Source organism: Pseudocitrobacter sp. CD920760 (genome assembly GCF_057782505.1).
Map to the genome: position 1 here is coordinate 1,475,922 of NZ_CM173490.1, position 16,381 is coordinate 1,492,302.

The window sequence follows — 16,381 nt, forward strand, 5'->3', positions numbered from 1 at the left end:
TTATTGGTAGCGTGCTTACAATACATACAATTTTGAGTAGGAATAATCTGAAGTTCTGGTATTATGTTGTCGGGATGTTATCTATCAGAATCGCTGCAGGACATACAGCATGTCATCACTCAATATAAAACCTAACAAAGATTCAGACTTCTCTTCCTATCCAGCTCTCTCATCAAACAGTAAAGAAATTGATTTGCTCCACTTGTTGGATATTTTGTGGCGCGCGAAAACTCGCATTATTGCTATCGCTTTCGGATTTGCCGTTGTAGGGCTATTAGCGTCGTTCCTGATGCCGCAAAAATGGACCAGTCAGGCGGTGATCACAACCGCCGAACCGAGCCAGTGGCAGGAGCTTGAGAGGACGCTGGTGGCATTACGCGTACTGGACGTTGATGTCAGCGTCAAAAAATCCGACGTGTTTACCCAGTTTATTAAGAAATTTAATTCACTTTCGCTGCTGGAAGAGTATCTGCGTACGTCTCCGGTGATTATGGACCAGCTGAAAGGGGCTGATATTGACCCGCTGGATCTGCACCGTGCCATTGTTGGCCTCAGCGATAAAATGAAAGCGGTCGATAACAACTTCGGTAAGAAGAATGAGCCGGCGTTATTCACCTCCTGGACGCTGAGCTTTACCGGCCCAAATCCGGAAGAAGCGCAGAAGGTTCTCAATGGCTATATCGATTATATCTCGGCGATTGTGGTGAAAGAGACGCTGGACGATATGCGCAACCGTCTCGATATTAAGACCCATTTCGAGAAAGAAAAACTGGCGCTGGAGCTGATAAAATTAAAGAATCAGCTCGATGCGAAGATTAATCGTCTGCACTATTCGCTCGAGATTGCGACCGCAGCGGGCATCGCTAAACCGGTGTACAGTAATGGTCAGGCGGTTAAAGACGATCCTGATTTCTCTATTGCATTAGGTGCCGATGGTATTGCGAAAAAACTGCAGATTGAAAAGGGCGTAACGGATCTTGCGGATATTAACGGTGACCTGCGTAACCTGCAATATCATGTGCAGCAGTTAACGGCGCTGAATATCTCTGACGTGTCGTTTGAGCCGTTTAAATATCAGCTCTCTCCATCATTACCGGTGAAGAAAGATGGTCCGGGAAAATCGCTGATTATCCTGTTGGCCGGGCTGGTTGGTGGGATGGTGGGCTGCGGAGCGGTGTTGCTGCAAAATGCACTGCTTTCCCGCAAGCTCGAAGAAGCATCGCCGCTGGAAGAGCAGTTAGCCTGATGAACATTAGCCGGATGCGGCGCATCCGGCCAGGCAAATCTCAGGCGCGCCCCGTTCGCCCTAGCGGCACAACTAACGGTGTTCCGGCAACCGGGTCTTCAATGATCAGGCATTTTAAACCGTAAACCTGCTCAATAAGCTCTGCGGTGACTATTTCACCCGGTGCGCCTTCCGCTACAATCTTTCCTTCCTTTAATGCAATCAAATGGGTGGCGTAACGGCAGGCCTGGTTCAGGTCGTGCAATACCGCCGCCAGCGTGTAACCCTGTTGACGATTGAGTTCGCTCAGTAGCTCCAGCAGGTCGATTTGATGGCTGATATCAAGCCAGGTGGTCGGCTCATCCAGCAGCATAATGGCGGTTTCCTGCGCCAGCACCATCGCTATCCACACGCGCTGGCGTTGCCCCCCCGAGAGTGTATCAACGCTTTGACTGGCGAGATTTGTCACGCCAGTGGCCCGCATCGCGTTCGCCACCGCGCGTTCATCCTCCTCGCGCCAGCGGGTAAACAGCGGCTGATGCGGATAGCGTCCACGTGCAACCAGTTCCTGTACAGTAATATCGCCCGGCGTGGTGGCGTTTTGCGCCAGTAACCCAATGCGGCGCGCCACTTCTTTACTGGCATATTGCTGAATGTGCTCACCATCGAGAAAAACATGCCCCTGTGAGGGCGTCATCAAACGGCTGAGCGTGCGCAGTAGCGTAGATTTTCCGCAGCCGTTGGGGCCTATAATGGCGGTGAAATGGCCGTCGGGAATGGTGACGTTAAGGTTTTCCGCAATCGTCTTTTTGCCATAGGCCAGCGTTAACTGTTCACCGCGTAAACGGGGCTGAGAAACGGTCATTTTTTGCGGGACTCCTGAATAAGCAACACAATAAGGTAAATACCGCCCAGGCTTACGGTCACGACGCCGACCGGAAGCTGATAAGGCAGGAACAGCTGCTGCGCGCAAAAATCGGCAGCGGCTAACAGCAGCGCGCCGCACAGTGCCGCCTGCATCAGGCCCCAGCGCGCAGTGCCGCTAAGACGACGGGCGATGTGGGGCGCCACCAGCGCGATAAAGGAAATCGGCCCTGCCAGCGCGGTGGAAGCCGCAGTCAGTATGACGGCAACAAACATCATCAGCAGGCGTGAATATTCGACGCGAACGCCAAGCGCGCAGGCGGTGTCATCACCCATCTCCAGTAACCGCAGGCGGCGTACCAGCAAAGCGGCGCAGGCCAGCATCACGATAATAATTGGCACCGACGGCCAGGCTTTTGCCCAGGTCAGGCCATTGAGCGAGCCCGCATACCACAGCCCGGCAGAGATTGCGGTTTCCAGCGAGGCGCGTAATAGCAGCCAGGTATTGAACGCCACCAACATTGCTCGTATGCCGATGCCGATGATGATAAGCCTGAAGGTATCAATCCCGTCACGCCAGGCCAGCAGCCAGACAATCAGCGCGGTCAGAATACCGCCCGCCATCGCGGCGACCGCAATGGCGGTAAGGTGCTGATCGAAGAACACCATAGCGACCAGTACGCCGCTCCATGCGCCGGTATTAAAGCCCATGACGTCGGGGCTGCCGAGCGGGTTGCGCATCAATGACTGGAAAATAGCGCCGCTGACGCCAAGCGCCGCGCCAATGACCAGCGCCATGACCACGCGTGGCAGACGCCATTCGGTCACCACCATGGTGATAGCGCGCGGTGCATCACCCAACAGGGCGGAGAGGACCTGGCTAAACTCCAGCGTGACCGCGCCGCTGCGAAGACTCCAGATCATGACCAACAGACAAGCGATAGCCAGCAGCAGGCAGGTTGCCACTAAACGACGAGACGGGGTCATCATCGGCCACCTCCCGCGCGCTGGCGGCGCACCAGGAAGATAAGCACCGGCGCGCCGATAAAGGCGCTGACGACCGAGACGCGCATCTCACCGGGCACAATTAAGCGGCCAATAATATCGGCGAATAGCAGCAGGGAAGGGGTTGCCAGCAACGTAACAGGCAGCGATCTCCGGTGATCGGCACCTACCAGCCAGCGAGAAATATGTGGCATCATCAGGCCAATAAAGGCGATCGGGCCAACAACCGCCGTGGCGCTGCCGCACAGTACGGTGATGATCAGCAGGCCAAAAATTTGTGTACGCGCCACTTTGCTGCCCAGCGCGGTGGCGGTGTCGGTGCCGAGGCTCAGGCTGTTCAGCGCCCGGCTGAGCATCAGAGCAGCGATACCGGCAATGAGCACGGGGGCCAGCACCACTTTCAGCGTGATAAAGGTGCGGATATCCAGCGAGCCCGCTTGCCAGAAGCGCAGTTGATCGTAAACGTCGGGGTTGAGCAGGGCGATGCCGCTGGTTAAGCCTTCCAGCACTGCCGCCAGCGCCACACCCGCCAGCGTCAGACGAACAGGGCTCAACTGGCCGCCGCCCTGGCTGCCGGTAAAGGCCACAATCAATGACGCCATAAACGCGCCGCAAAAGGCCATTAACAGTTGCTGTTCCGGTGAGGCGATACCGAGCAGCGCCGCACCCAGCACGATGGCAAAACTGGCGCCGGCGTTGACGCCGAGCAGGCCAGGGTCAGCCAGCGGGTTACGGGTGAGCGTTTGCATCAATGCCCCGGCCAGGCCCAGCGCGCCACCTACCAGTAATCCTGCCAGCGTACGGGGTAGACGGGCATCAAGCACGATAGTGCAGTCCGCACTCTGACAGGTGCCGCTAAAGGCATCGACAACCACGGAAACAGGAAGCGCTTTCGCGCCGATAAGTAAGCTGAGTGTTACTGCGAGGAGTAGCAGCAAAAACAAACCGGGCAGCGCAACGGCGCGCAACGCGGAAGTGGAAAACGACATAACACATCCCTGAAGTTGATAATGATAGTAATTATCGTTATCTATCTTATTCGTTTATGTTAGCATGTGCGCCCACGAAAATGGTATGAAAAAAAAGCATCAAGGCGCTGTAATGAATCGACAATCCTGGCTGCTGAATCTTAGCCTGCTCAAAACGCATCCGGCCTTTCGTGCCGTCTTTATCGCCCGATTTATCTCTATTCTCTCTCTGGGGCTCCTCGGCGTTGCCGTTCCGGTCCAGATCCAAATGATGACTCATTCCACCTGGCAGGTGGGGCTTTCCGTCACGCTTACCGGCGGGGCGATGTTTATCGGCCTAATGGTCGGCGGCGTGCTGGCCGACCGGTACGAGCGCCGCAAGCTGATTCTGCTGGCGCGTGGCACCTGCGGCATCGGTTTTATTGGCCTGTGGCTGAATGCCCTGCTGCCGGAACCGTCGCTGATTGCCATCTATTTGCTGGGGCTATGGGATGGTTTCTTTGCTTCGCTGGGTGTCACGGCGTTGCTGGCAGCGACGCCGGTGCTGGTCGGGCGCGAGAATTTAATGCAGGCCGGGGCGATCACCATGCTGACGGTGCGTTTGGGCTCGGTGATTTCACCGATGGTCGGCGGCCTGCTGCTGGCGTCCGGTGGCGTTTCCTGGAACTACCTGCTGGCGGCGCTGGGCACCTTTATTACCACGTTGACCCTGCTGCGCCTGCCGCAGCTTCCACCCCCGCCACAGCAGCGGGAACATCCGCTGGCTTCGCTGGTGGCGGGGTTCCGCTTTCTGCTTGCCAGCCCGTTGATTGGCGGCATTGCCCTGCTGGGCGGTTTGCTGACCATGGCGAGTGCGGTGCGCGTGCTTTATCCGGCGCTGGCGCTGAACTGGCAGATGTCAGCGGCGCAGATTGGGCTGCTGTATGCGGCGATCCCGTTGGGCGCGGCGTTTGGTGCGCTGACCAGCGGCAACCTGGCACGTCATGAGCGGCCTGGGTGCATCATGCTGCTCTCCTCCGTCGCGGCGTTCGTGGCGATTGGCCTGTTCGCGCTGATGCCGATGTGGGCAATGGGCGTGGTGTGCCTGGCGCTGTTCGGCTGGCTGAGCGCGATTAGCTCGCTGTTGCAGTACACCCTCATTCAGACGCAAACGCCGGAAGCGATGCTTGGACGGATCAATGGATTATGGACGGCGCAGAACGTGACGGGCGATGCCATTGGCGCGGCGCTACTCGGCGGATTAGGGGCAATTCTGACGCCGGTGGCGTCGGCCAGCGCCAGCGGTTGGGCGCTGGCGATTGTTGGCGTTATCCTGCTCGGCTTGTTGACCGAGCTGCGACGTTTCCGCCAGCAGCCGGTGATTGTTGAAGGGTAAGCGCTCTGTGCGGTTGCCCGGTGGCGCTGCGCTTACCGGGCCTACAAGGTGCAGGTGCGGCCGGTAATCCCCGCGAATGTCGGTAGGCCGGATAAGGCGCAACGCGCCGCCATCCGGCAAAACGTTACTTCGCGCTAAACAGCGCAGACAACCGCTCCAGCACCAGCATCGCGCTGTAGTAATCGAGGCGGAAGGTTTCGGTGCCTAAAGCATAAACATGCTTTTGCTGTACCGCAGGCAGATGGGAAAGCAGCGGGTTGGCATAGATAGCGTCGCTATCTTTCTGGTCGCCCGCGAACAGGAACAGGCTTTTGCCGTTCAGACCCGTTGCCAGATTTTCCCCGCCAAGTTGAATAATATCGTGACGTTTTCCCTGACTCTGGCTGGCGTGCAGACCTTCGGGCAGCGTCGCAAGCGTAAAGCCCAGTTGTTCCAGCAGCTTGCCCTGCGCGGACTCCGGCGTCCACAGGTTGGCGCTGTGCGCGGCGGCAGTGTAAACCATGGCGCTCACCGGCTGTGGCGGCAGGGTGATGTGCTGTTTCACCTCGGCCAGTTTTTTATCAAAGCTTGCAATACGCGCGCTCGCTTCTTTTTCCTGGCCGGTGATGTGCCCCAGCTGCATCAGCAGTTCCTGCCAGCTTTTATCGTCATAGTTGATGATAAGCGTGGGCGCGATAGGGGAAAGCTGGTCGTAGAGCGCCAGCGCCGAGTCACCACCGGTGGCGCTGATCAGAATTAAATCCGGCATTTGTGCGGCGACGGCTTCCGCGCTGGGTTCGCCAATATAGAGACGCGCCAGCTTGCGCTGTTTCGCCACCTCGCTCCACTGGCGCAGGAAACCCTGACCGTCGGCCACGCGGTTGTTCGGCGTGGTGGCCCCGCTGGCAATCACTGGCGCATCAATCGCCAGCAATGAACCGGTCAGCGTGACGCTGGTGGAGGCAATTCGTTCTGGCTTGTGCTCAAGCGTGAGTGTGCCACGGCTGTCGCTGACCTGGCGCGGCCAGTCGGCGGCGGTGGCTGAGGATAGTCCTAAAAGGCTGACAAAGCACAACAGCAACGTTTTGTGGTGCAGGGAAGGAAAGTTCACAGCGCGGTATCCTGTTTATGGTGTAGTGAATGCTTCTCATTTTCAATCATTGTGCCTGCTGGATGCAAGTCTATGAAGAAATACCGTAAAAAGCGCGAGGTTTAGCGCACTTGTACGGCAAAGCCGTCTATTGAGCACAACTTACTACCCCGTGCTGTTGACATACGAAGCATTTACTTTTAGGTTACCGACCGAAAATATAAATGATAATTATTCGTAATATCTTTATCGTTTTGGAGGATGATATGGAAACGTCACTGGCTGTGGATACGAGCGAGCAGCAAGAAACACTCTGCGCGGATAACTTCTTCTTTATGTCGCCTTACCGGAGCTTCACAGCCTCCGGTTGTTTTCGTCGTTTTTCCTGCCCTGCGGCAGGCGGCGATGCCCTGAACAGTTCTTTCCAGCAACAACTTGCTGCCGCATTTGCCGAGGCGAAAGCGGCGGGGATCGAAAAACCGGTGATGGTTGGCGCGATCCCCTTTGATACCAACCAACCCTCTTCACTCTTTATCCCGAAACAGTGGCAATCCTTCTCGCGTACCGGGAAGCAGCACTCTGCACGCTACATCGCATCGACCTCGCCGGTTGGCGTGACCGAACGCCGCGAAATTCCGCAGCAGCCGGTGTTTATGGAGATGGTCGCTCGCGCCGCGGCGCTGACCGCCACGCCGCAGGTCGATAAGGTCGTGCTCTCGCGTCTGATTGAAATCGCCACCGATCGCCCGCTGGACAGCGGTGTATTGCTTGAGCGCCTGGTCGCGCAAAACCCGGCGAGCTTTAACTTCCATGTACCGCTGGAGAACGGCGGCGTGCTGCTGGGCGCGAGCCCTGAACTGCTGCTGCGTATAGAGGGGAGCCATTTCAGCTCTCTGCCGCTGGCCGGTTCCGCGCGTCGTCAACCGGATGATGTGCTGGACAGGGAAGCGGGTAACAAGCTGCTGGCATCGGAAAAAGATCGCCACGAACACGAACTGGTGACCCAGGCGATGAAAGCCACGCTGGCCCCACGCAGCCGCTCGCTGTCGCTGCCGGAAACCCCGCAGTTGATTACCACACCAACACTCTGGCATCTGGCGACGCCGATTGAAGGCGAGGCGAATCCGGCGGAAAACGCGCTGTCTCTGGCGTGCCTGCTGCACCCGACGCCTGCCCTGAGCGGTTTCCCGCATCTGGCGGCGAAGCAAATCATCGCCGAGCTGGAACCTTTCGAACGCGACCTGTTCGGCGGCATTGTGGGCTGGTGCGATGCCGAAGGAAACGGCGAGTGGGTGGTCACTATCCGCTGCGCCGAAGTGAATGCGAACAAAGTGCGTCTGTTTGCCGGAGCCGGCATCGTGCCTGCTTCTTCTCCCGAAGCGGAGTGGCGTGAAACGGGCGTGAAACTTTCCACCATGTTGAACGTTTTTGGTTTGCAGTAAGGAGCAACGATGTCTGTGGAATTTACCCGCTGGCCAGCGGACCTGGCGGCACGCTACCGTGAAAAAGGCTACTGGCAGGATCTGCCGCTGACCGATATTTTGACCCGCCACGCGAATAGCGATGCCGTTGCGGTCATTGATGGCGAACGTGAAATCAGCTATCGCCAGCTTAACCAGGCGGTCGATAACCTGGCGTCGGCGCTTCAGCGCCAGGGGCTGAAACAGGGCGAAACGGCGCTGGTGCAGCTTGGCAATATTGTCGAGTTCTATATGACGCTGTTTGCGCTACTTCGGATTGGCGTCGCGCCGGTGAACGCGCTGTTCAGTCATCAGCGCACCGAACTTAACGCCTATGCCGATCAAATCGAACCGTCGCTGCTGATTGCCGACCGCGCGCATGCCCTGTTCACCGATGACAGCTTCCTGAATACCTTTATCGAAAACCATCCGTCGGTACGCGTGGTGCTTCTGCGCGGTGGCGAAGGTGAGCACTCACTCGATACCGCGCTGACGCAGGCGGCGGATAACTTTACCGCCACGCCAACGGCCGCCGACGAAGTGGCGTTTTTCCAGCTTTCCGGGGGCAGCACCGGTACGCCGAAGCTGATTCCGCGTACGCACAACGATTACTACTACAGTATTCGCCGCAGTAATGAAATCTGTCATTTCACCCCGGAAACTCGCTTCTTATGCGCGATTCCGTCGGCGCACAACTATGTGATGAGCTCGCCGGGCGCGCTGGGCGTGTTCCTGGCTGAAGGTACCGTCGTGCTGGCCGCCGATCCGAGCGCCACACTCTGTTTCCCGCTGATTGAAAAGCATCAGGTGAATGTGGCGGCACTGGTACCGCCGGCTGTCAGCCTGTGGTTACAGGCGATCACTGAATGGGGCGGCAATGCGTCGCTGCGTTCGCTGAAATTACTTCAGGTGGGCGGGGCGCGGCTTTCCGCTACGCTGGCCGCGCGTATCCCGGCAGAAATTGGTTGCCAGCTACAGCAGGTCTTCGGCATGGCGGAAGGGCTGGTGAACTACACCCGTCTGGATGATTCTCTGGAGCGCATCATCAATACCCAGGGCCGCCCGATGTGTCCTGACGATGAAGTATGGGTAGCCGATGAAAACGGCGAACCGCTGCCGCGTGGTGAAGTGGGGCGACTGATGACGCGCGGGCCGTACACGTTCCGCGGTTACTACAAAAGCCCCCAGCATAACGCCAGCGCCTTTGATGCTAACGGTTTCTATGGTTCCGGCGATCTCATCTCTATTGATGAAGAGGGCTATATCACCGTCCAGGGGCGTGAGAAAGATCAGATCAACCGTGGCGGCGAGAAGATCGCCGCCGAAGAGATAGAAAACCTGCTGCTCAAGCATGAGTCGGTTGTCCACGCCGCGCTGGTGAGCATGGAAGACGATCTGATGGGTGAAAAAAGCTGCGCGTATCTGGTGGTGAAAGACCCCCTGCGCGCCGTTCAGGTTCGTCGTTTCCTGCGTGAGCAGGGTGTTGCTGATTTTAAACTGCCGGATCGCGTCGAGTGTGTGGATGAACTGCCGCTGACCCACGTCGGTAAAGTCGATAAAAAACAACTGCGTCAGTGGCTGGCTTCCCGCGCGCTGGGCTGAAGGAGAGAACAGAATGGCTATTCCAAAATTAAAGGGTTACGTACTGCCGACGGCAATGGAGCTTCCGGATAACAAAGTGAGCTGGGCGTTTGAGCCTGAGCGCGCAGCGCTGCTTATCCATGATATGCAGGAATATTTCCTCAACTTCTGGGGCGATAACAGCGAAATGATGGAAACCGTGGTAGCGAATATCGCTGCGCTGCGTGATTTCTGTAAAAAGAATAATATTCCGGTCTACTACACCGCCCAGCCGAAAGAGCAGAGCGATGAAGATCGCGCCCTGCTGAATGATATGTGGGGGCCGGGCCTGACCCGTTCGCCAGAGCAGCAAAAAATTGTCGCCGCGCTGACGCCAGACGAAGCGGATACGGTGCTGGTGAAGTGGCGCTACAGCGCGTTCCACCGCTCACCGCTGGAGCTGATGCTAAAAGAGACGGGCCGCAATCAACTGATCATTACCGGCGTGTATGCGCATATTGGCTGCATGACCACCGCGACCGACGCGTTCATGCGTGATATCAAGCCGTTCTTTGTCGCCGACGCGCTGGCGGACTTCAGCCGCGACGAGCATTTAATGTCGCTGAACTATGTCGCCGGGCGCAGTGGCCGCGTGGTGATGACGGATGAACTGCTGCCGTCCGTTCCGGCCAGCAAAGCCGCACTGCGTGCGCTGGTGCTGCCGCTGCTGGATGAATCCGACGAGCCGATGGATGATGAGAACCTGATCGACTACGGCCTTGATTCCGTGCGCATGATGGCGCTGGCCGCGCGCTGGCGTAAAGTGTACGGCGATATCGATTTTGTGATGCTGGCGAAAAACCCAACGATCGACGCCTGGTGGGCGCTGCTTTCCCGCGAGGTGAAGTGATGAGCGGCTTCGATTTCAGCGGCAAAACGGTGTGGGTCACCGGCGCGGGCAGAGGCATTGGTTTTACCACCGCGCAGGCGTTTGTCGATGCAGGCGCAGCGGTAGTGGGGTTTGATCTCGCCTTCTCAGACGAGGCGTATCCTTTTACCACGCAGGTGCTGGATGTCTCCGACGCGCGTCAGGTGGCGCAGGTGTGTGAGCGCCTGCTCGCCACCACGCCGCGTCTCGATGTGCTGGTGAACGCTGCCGGTATTCTGCGCATGGGTGCGACGGATGCACTGAGCATCGACGACTGGCAGCAGACCTTTGCGGTCAACGTCGGTGGGGCATTCAACTTTTTCCAGCAGACCATGGCGACCTTCCGCAAACAGCAGGGCGGAGCGATTGTTACCGTGGCGTCCGACGCCGCGCATACGCCGCGTATCGGTATGAGCGCCTATGGCGCATCGAAAGCGGCGCTGAAAAGCCTGGCGCTCACGGTGGGCCTGGAACTGGCGGGTTCCGGCGTGCGTTGTAATCTGGTCTCGCCGGGATCGACGGATACTGACATGCAGCGCGGAATGTGGCAAAGCGACGATGCGGAGCAGCAGCGTATTCGCGGTTTTGGCGAGCAGTTTAAGCTCGGCATTCCGCTGGGGAAAATCGCAAAACCGCAGGAAATTGCTAACACGGTGCTGTTCCTCGCCTCAGATTGTGCCAGCCATATCACGTTGCAGGACATCGTGGTTGACGGCGGCTCGACGCTGGGAGCGTAAGATGATCTGGAAACGTCACTTATCACTTGAAGAACTCAACGCCACCAGCCTGAATACGATGGTGGCGCACCTGGGGATTGTTTACACCCATCTTGGGGATGACATTCTCGAAGCGGAAATGCCGGTGGATGCGCGCACCCATCAGCCGTTTGGCCTGCTGCACGGTGGCGCCTCGGCGGCGCTGGCTGAAACGCTGGGGTCGATGGCGGGTTTTATGATGACTCGCGACGGGCAATGTGTGGTGGGAACGGAACTTAACGCCTCGCATCACCGCCCTGTCTCACAGGGCAAAGTGCGCGGCGTCTGCCGCCCGCTGCATTCAGGTCGCCAGAGCCAAAGCTGGGAAATCGTCGTGTTCGATGAACAAGGGCGACGCTGCTGCACCTGCCGTCTGGGGACGGCGGTGATCGGCTAGATTAGCGCTGAATTGCCCGATGGCGCTGCGCTTATCGGGCCTACGGTTCGTGGACATTCGTAGGCCGGGTAAGCGAAAGCGCCACCCGGCAAAAGCAGCGACACACTTCACTCATCCTGCCTGTTTTTACACTTCTTTTCGCCACTTAAGTGATCCCGTTAACAATGTGATGTAAATACGTAGTGTTCTTGTTGTACTTATTGGTTTCTGAGTTGTTAAATCAAACCTGTTGATACAGAAATAAAATGTAACACTCTCAGCGACTCACACGGACAACATCTATGAACAATTCAGGGAAATACCTCACATGGGCATTGCTCTCCATTGTCGGAGCGTTTGCCCTGGGCTATATAGCCCTCAATCGTGGTGAACAGATTAACGCCCTTTGGATAGTGGTGGCGTCAGTTTGTATCTATCTGATTGCTTATCGTTTTTATGGACGCTATATCGCCAAAAATGTGCTGGCGGTTGACCCTTCGCGTATGACGCCTGCCGTGCGTCATAACGATGGACTGGATTATGTACCGACCGACAAGAAAGTGCTGTTCGGTCACCATTTTGCGGCGATTGCCGGGGCGGGGCCGCTGGTTGGCCCGGTGCTGGCGGCGCAGATGGGGTATCTGCCTGGGATGATTTGGATCCTCGCGGGCGTGGTGCTTGCCGGTGCGGTGCAGGACTTTATGGTGCTCTTTGTCTCCACGCGCCGCGACGGTCGTTCGCTGGGTGAACTGGTGAAAGAGGAGATGGGGCCAACCGCCGGGGTTATCGCGCTGATTGCCACCTTTATGATCATGGTGATCATTCTGGCGGTGCTGGCGATGATCGTGGTGAAAGCCCTGACGCACAGCCCGTGGGGAACCTACACCGTGGCGTTTACCATTCCACTGGCGCTGTTTATGGGGATCTACATTCGCTATCTGCGCCCGGGGCGCATTGGCGAAGTCTCCGTCATCGGTTTGTTCTTCCTGATTTTTGCCATTATTTCTGGCGGTTGGGTGGCGGAAAGTGAAACCTGGGCGCCGTGGTTTGATTTCACGGGCGTCCAGTTGACCTGGATGCTGGTGGGCTATGGTTTCGTGGCGGCGGTATTGCCGGTCTGGCTGCTGCTGGCGCCGCGCGATTATCTTTCTACCTTCCTGAAAATTGGTACGATCGTTGGGCTGGCGATTGGTATTTTGATTATGCGCCCGACGCTGACCATGCCTGCACTGACCAAATTCGTCGATGGCACCGGCCCGGTGTGGACCGGTAACCTGTTCCCGTTCCTGTTTATCACCATCGCCTGTGGCGCGGTTTCGGGCTTCCATGCGCTGATTGCTTCAGGTACTACGCCGAAGATGCTGGCGAATGAAGGTCAGGCGTGCCTGATTGGCTATGGCGGGATGCTGATGGAATCCTTCGTCGCTATTATGGCGCTGGTTTCCGCCTGTATCATCGATCCGGGCGTCTACTTTGCGATGAACAGCCCGATGGCGATGCTGGCACCAGCGGGTACCGTTGATGTGGTGGCTTCTGCCGCGCAGGTGGTGAGCAGCTGGGGCTTTGCGGTAACGCCGGAAACACTGAACCATATTGCCAATGAAGTGGGTGAGCAGTCGATTATCTCGCGTGCGGGCGGTGCGCCGACGCTGGCGGTCGGCATGGCGTACATTCTGCACGGCGCGCTGGGCGGCCTGATGGATGTGTCGTTCTGGTATCACTTCGCCATTCTGTTTGAAGCGCTGTTTATCCTGACGGCGGTGGATGCCGGTACACGAGCGGCGCGCTTTATGTTGCAGGACCTGCTGGGCGTCATTAACCCAAATCTGAAGAGAACTGACTCGCTGCCCGCGAACCTGCTGGCGACGGCGCTGTGCGTACTGGCGTGGGGCTACTTCCTGCACCAGGGCGTGGTTGACCCGTTAGGCGGTATCAATACCCTGTGGCCACTGTTTGGTATCGCTAACCAGATGCTCGCAGGTATGGCGTTAATGCTGTGCGCGGTGGTACTGTTTAAGATGAAACGTCAACGCTATGCGTGGGTAGCGCTGGTGCCAACGGCCTGGCTGCTGGTTTGTACGCTGACGGCTGGCTGGCAGAAAGCGTTCAGCCCGGATGTTCGTGTGGGCTTCCTGGCTATCGCCAATAAATTCCAGGCGATGATCGACAGCGGGGCGATTCCGCCGCAGTACACGGAATCCCAGTTGGCGCAGTTGGTGTTTAACAACCGTCTGGATGCTGGCCTGACCATCTTCTTTATGGTGGTGGTTGTGGTGCTGGCGCTGTTCTCAATTAAGACCGCACTGGCGGCACTGAAAGAGGACAAACCGACGGCGAAAGAAACGCCTTATGAGCCGATGCCGGAAAACCTGGAAGAGATTGTGACCCAGGCGAAAGGGGCGCATTGATAGATGCCCTCACCCTAACCCTCTCCCTCAGGGAGAGGGGACCGACCGAGCTCGTTGTGACATTTGCGTCGGTTTTCGCCCTCTCCCTGTGGGAGAGGGCGGGGTGAGGGGAACAAAACGCACCACAATTAATGAGAAATCACCATGTTCGACACATTATCAAAAGCAGGAAAATACTTAGGCCAGGCCGCGAAAATGATGATTGGCGTGCCGGATTATGACAACTATGTCGAGCATATGCGCGTAACCCACCCCGACCAGACGCCAATGACGTACGAAGAGTTCTTCCGCGATCGTCAGGATGCTCGCTATGGCGGAAAAGGCGGCGCGCGCTGCTGTTAGCCCTCTTTTGGCAGATACAGGCTGATTTGTTCCTGTTTACAGCCGTATATTGCCGCCAGTTTCTCACGCGTGCGTTTTTGCGGGCGAGATTCGGCAGATTCGAGTTGTGAAATGGCAGACTGGCTAATACCCAGTTTCTCCGCCACGTCCTTTTGTGATAAGCCGCAATGAATGCGCCAGGCCGCCTGTAAGCTCACGCCTTCTTTATCCATGATGTCGCACACGATGCCGGGCAGGCTGGTGTTGTCATCGTCATCATGTTCGCAGGGAATATCTTCCCATTCATCGTCATCGTCGCTCGCGGACTCAGCCAGTTGCAAACGCAGGCGGTAATATTCGTCGTAAGGGATCACAACGTACTGCGGTTTCCCGTTTTCATCCTTAATTAGCTGAATAGCCATAGGGTGCTTTCTCCTCGTGCAGATATGTCGTCGTAGTTCTGCGCTTCACGGCCACAATGTGGCAGGTGTTTTCGTCGTCTATCACCGTAAAAATAATGCGATAGTCACCCACGCGCAGGCGATAGTGGTCCTTTGGCGTGGAGAGCTTAACGAGATCGGGCATCGGCGCGTTTCTGTCATTTAACGCCATTATCTTCTCAGTGACCTTTTGCCGATATCTCACATCAATGCTTTCTAACTGCCGCCTTGCCACTCTTTACCAGGTAATAACCATCCTGTACCTCCACTGTACGCTTACGGTTTACATAAGTAAAATATAAGTTTATTAGAAAATTAAATTTTTCTAATAAGTGTCACGATAAGCAAGATTAGTGAGAGGGGAAAGAGGTAAAAGGCAAGGCTTCGTGAAGGCTCGCAAAAACCTCTGTCAACTGACAGAGGCTTGCATAAACAGCGGATTAATCCGCGAAGTTTTCCACTTTTTCAAAGGCTGCAAATAGCGTGTCCGGCGTCAGTTCGACGGGCAGGAAATGAATGGATTCCACCGGGCGCAGCGTGTGGGCGATGACTTTATCGAGCTCCGCGCGGTTGTGAATATCGACGTCCAGCTGCGCAAGCGTAGTGGGTAAATGGAAGCGCTTGTAGGCGTGAACCAGTTGCGCCAGCACATCATCCTGACCGAGCAGGGCGCTTTGTACCAGAATGCCGTAGGCGACCTTGGTGCCATGGAGGAATTTCTCCGTCTGCGGCAGTACGGTGAGGCCGTTATGCACCGCATGTGCGGCGGCAACGCGAGTGAAGCGCTCGCCCAGGCCGCCAACCATACCGCCGCCCGCGATAATGGCATCCACAACGTCGCGAAATGCCTGGGTTAATTTCCCTTGCTGCTGATCAATTAGCGCCTGCTCGCTGCTTTCCAGCAGCACATCCCGAATCGCCAACGCGCCATTAATGCCCAGGCGAACCGTCAGCGGCAGCGTTTCCGGTTGCGGGGCGAGAACCACGGCTTCATACCATTTCGCTAAGGTATCACCAATGCCCGCCAGCAGATATTCCGCCGGCGCATTGAGGATAATGCGTGGATCGACCAGTACCAGGAAGTTGGCATCGTCGAAAATCTCAAAATGCAGCGCCTGACCTGCATCGTTATACCACACGGAAAGCGGCGTCCACGCGGCGCAAGTCGCGGCGATAGTTGGGATAGCGACAAACGGTAAATTCAGTCGGCGTGCAACGGCTTTCACCGTATCAAGCAACGCGCCGCCGCCTACGCCAATGACAACGCTACGGTTATCGCCAGCCTGCGCGACCAGTGCGTTCACATCCCGTTCGCTACAGTGGCCGGTGAACAAAATCTGCGTTGATCCCGGCGCGGTGGCGCATTCCGGCAGATAAGGGCGTGCACCTGCAATTGCTTTTTCGCCGTAAATCCACACCGCGCGGGAGAGTTGCTCCGGGCTGAAAAAATCGTTGAGACGTTGCAGGCTGTCGGGGTGCGAGAAGTAGTTGGCGGGGCCGGGGACCACGCGAATATCAGTTTGATTCATAGATGTTGTGCCTCAGGATATTATTGTTTTATAGACGTCTAAACGTCTTGATTGCCAAATACTAGCATCGTGTTATAGTGGCTTCAACACTGCATCAC

16 protein-coding genes are annotated in these 16,381 nt (G+C 56.9%); 9 read left to right on the plus strand and 7 right to left on the minus strand.

Translation table 11 applies throughout. The features are described 5' to 3' along the window. The first annotated feature begins 109 nt into the window (after positions 1 to 109). Positions 110 to 1,246 carry an LPS O-antigen length regulator Wzz(fepE) gene (gene wzz(fepE) / locus AC1MKH_RS06625; protein WP_276218511.1) on the plus strand — a complete coding sequence of 379 codons (1,137 nt, stop codon included), beginning with the start codon at positions 110 to 112 and terminating at the stop codon, positions 1,244 to 1,246. Between the two features lie 40 nt (positions 1,247 to 1,286). On the opposite strand, the gene fepC is transcribed toward wzz(fepE), so the two are convergent. Genes fepC through fepD form a run of 3 tightly spaced genes read right to left on the minus strand, consistent with a single transcriptional unit; the run spans position 1,287 to position 4,083 of the window. Further along, on the minus strand, positions 1,287 to 2,090 hold the full coding sequence (gene fepC, locus AC1MKH_RS06630) for an iron-enterobactin ABC transporter ATP-binding protein (RefSeq protein ID WP_276218510.1): 804 nt from the start codon (positions 2,088 to 2,090) through the stop codon (positions 1,287 to 1,289). After that, complete coding sequence (gene fepG, locus AC1MKH_RS06635) at positions 2,087 to 3,079, minus strand: iron-enterobactin ABC transporter permease (RefSeq protein ID WP_276218508.1); 993 nt, start codon at positions 3,077 to 3,079, stop codon at positions 2,087 to 2,089. The genes fepC and fepG overlap by 4 nt, the downstream gene beginning before the upstream one ends. Continuing rightward, positions 3,076 to 4,083 carry a Fe(3+)-siderophore ABC transporter permease gene (gene fepD, locus AC1MKH_RS06640; protein WP_276218506.1) on the minus strand — a complete coding sequence of 336 codons (1,008 nt, stop codon included), beginning with the start codon at positions 4,081 to 4,083 and terminating at the stop codon, positions 3,076 to 3,078. Before fepD ends, fepG begins: the two co-directional genes overlap by 4 nt. 112 nt (positions 4,084 to 4,195) lie before the next feature. Here fepD and entS point away from each other — a divergent pair, with 112 nt between their 5' ends. After that, positions 4,196 to 5,437, plus strand: a complete 1,242-nt coding sequence (gene entS / locus AC1MKH_RS06645) for an enterobactin transporter EntS (protein ID WP_276218504.1) — start codon at positions 4,196 to 4,198, stop codon at positions 5,435 to 5,437. A gap of 124 nt (positions 5,438 to 5,561) precedes the next feature. On the opposite strand, the gene fepB is transcribed toward entS, so the two are convergent. Then, positions 5,562 to 6,527 (minus strand): Fe2+-enterobactin ABC transporter substrate-binding protein, encoded by a 966-nt coding sequence (gene fepB, locus AC1MKH_RS06650; protein WP_276218501.1) that lies wholly within the window; start codon positions 6,525 to 6,527, stop codon positions 5,562 to 5,564. Positions 6,528 to 6,772: 245 nt separating this feature from the next. Here fepB and entC point away from each other — a divergent pair, with 245 nt between their 5' ends. The 7 genes from entC (at position 6,773) to AC1MKH_RS06685 (ending at position 14,335) form a co-directional block, all read left to right on the plus strand. Further along, positions 6,773 to 7,948: an isochorismate synthase EntC gene (gene entC, locus AC1MKH_RS06655; protein WP_276218500.1), complete on the plus strand. Its 1,176-nt coding sequence runs from the start codon at positions 6,773 to 6,775 to the stop codon at positions 7,946 to 7,948. 9 nt (positions 7,949 to 7,957) lie between these two features. Further along, positions 7,958 to 9,568, plus strand: a complete 1,611-nt coding sequence (gene entE / locus AC1MKH_RS06660) for a (2,3-dihydroxybenzoyl)adenylate synthase EntE (protein WP_276218498.1) — start codon at positions 7,958 to 7,960, stop codon at positions 9,566 to 9,568. Between the two features lie 13 nt (positions 9,569 to 9,581). After that, complete coding sequence (locus AC1MKH_RS06665) at positions 9,582 to 10,436, plus strand: isochorismatase (RefSeq protein ID WP_276218496.1); 855 nt, start codon at positions 9,582 to 9,584, stop codon at positions 10,434 to 10,436. Beyond that, positions 10,436 to 11,191, plus strand: coding sequence for a 2,3-dihydro-2,3-dihydroxybenzoate dehydrogenase EntA (gene entA / locus AC1MKH_RS06670; protein ID WP_276218494.1), 756 nt, complete (start codon positions 10,436 to 10,438; stop codon positions 11,189 to 11,191). The genes AC1MKH_RS06665 and entA overlap by 1 nt, the downstream gene beginning before the upstream one ends. Before the next feature lies 1 nt (position 11,192). After that, the gene (entH, locus tag AC1MKH_RS06675; protein WP_276218492.1) at positions 11,193 to 11,606 is read left to right on the plus strand and encodes a proofreading thioesterase EntH; all 414 of its coding nucleotides are present in this window, start codon (positions 11,193 to 11,195) and stop codon (positions 11,604 to 11,606) included. Between the two features lie 281 nt (positions 11,607 to 11,887). After that, complete coding sequence (gene cstA / locus AC1MKH_RS06680; protein WP_276218490.1) at positions 11,888 to 13,993, plus strand: pyruvate/proton symporter CstA; 2,106 nt, start codon at positions 11,888 to 11,890, stop codon at positions 13,991 to 13,993. A gap of 144 nt (positions 13,994 to 14,137) precedes the next feature. After that, complete coding sequence (locus AC1MKH_RS06685; RefSeq protein WP_015965413.1) at positions 14,138 to 14,335, plus strand: YbdD/YjiX family protein; 198 nt, start codon at positions 14,138 to 14,140, stop codon at positions 14,333 to 14,335. Here AC1MKH_RS06685 and AC1MKH_RS06690 read toward each other — a convergent pair. The 3 genes from AC1MKH_RS06690 to AC1MKH_RS06700 all read right to left on the minus strand — a co-directional run bounded on the left by AC1MKH_RS06690 (position 14,332) and on the right by AC1MKH_RS06700 (position 16,283). Then, the gene (locus AC1MKH_RS06690) at positions 14,332 to 14,736 is read right to left on the minus strand and encodes a helix-turn-helix domain-containing protein (protein WP_276218486.1); all 405 of its coding nucleotides are present in this window, start codon (positions 14,734 to 14,736) and stop codon (positions 14,332 to 14,334) included. The genes AC1MKH_RS06685 and AC1MKH_RS06690 overlap by 4 nt on opposite strands. Next, positions 14,717 to 14,989 carry a type II toxin-antitoxin system RelE family toxin gene (locus AC1MKH_RS06695; RefSeq protein WP_276218484.1) on the minus strand — a complete coding sequence of 91 codons (273 nt, stop codon included), beginning with the start codon at positions 14,987 to 14,989 and terminating at the stop codon, positions 14,717 to 14,719. Before AC1MKH_RS06695 ends, AC1MKH_RS06690 begins: the two co-directional genes overlap by 20 nt. 205 nt (positions 14,990 to 15,194) lie before the next feature. Continuing rightward, entirely contained in the window at positions 15,195 to 16,283 is a 1,089-nt protein-coding gene (locus tag AC1MKH_RS06700) for an oxidoreductase (protein WP_276218482.1), read from the minus strand. Positions 16,284 to 16,381 lie beyond the last annotated feature (98 nt).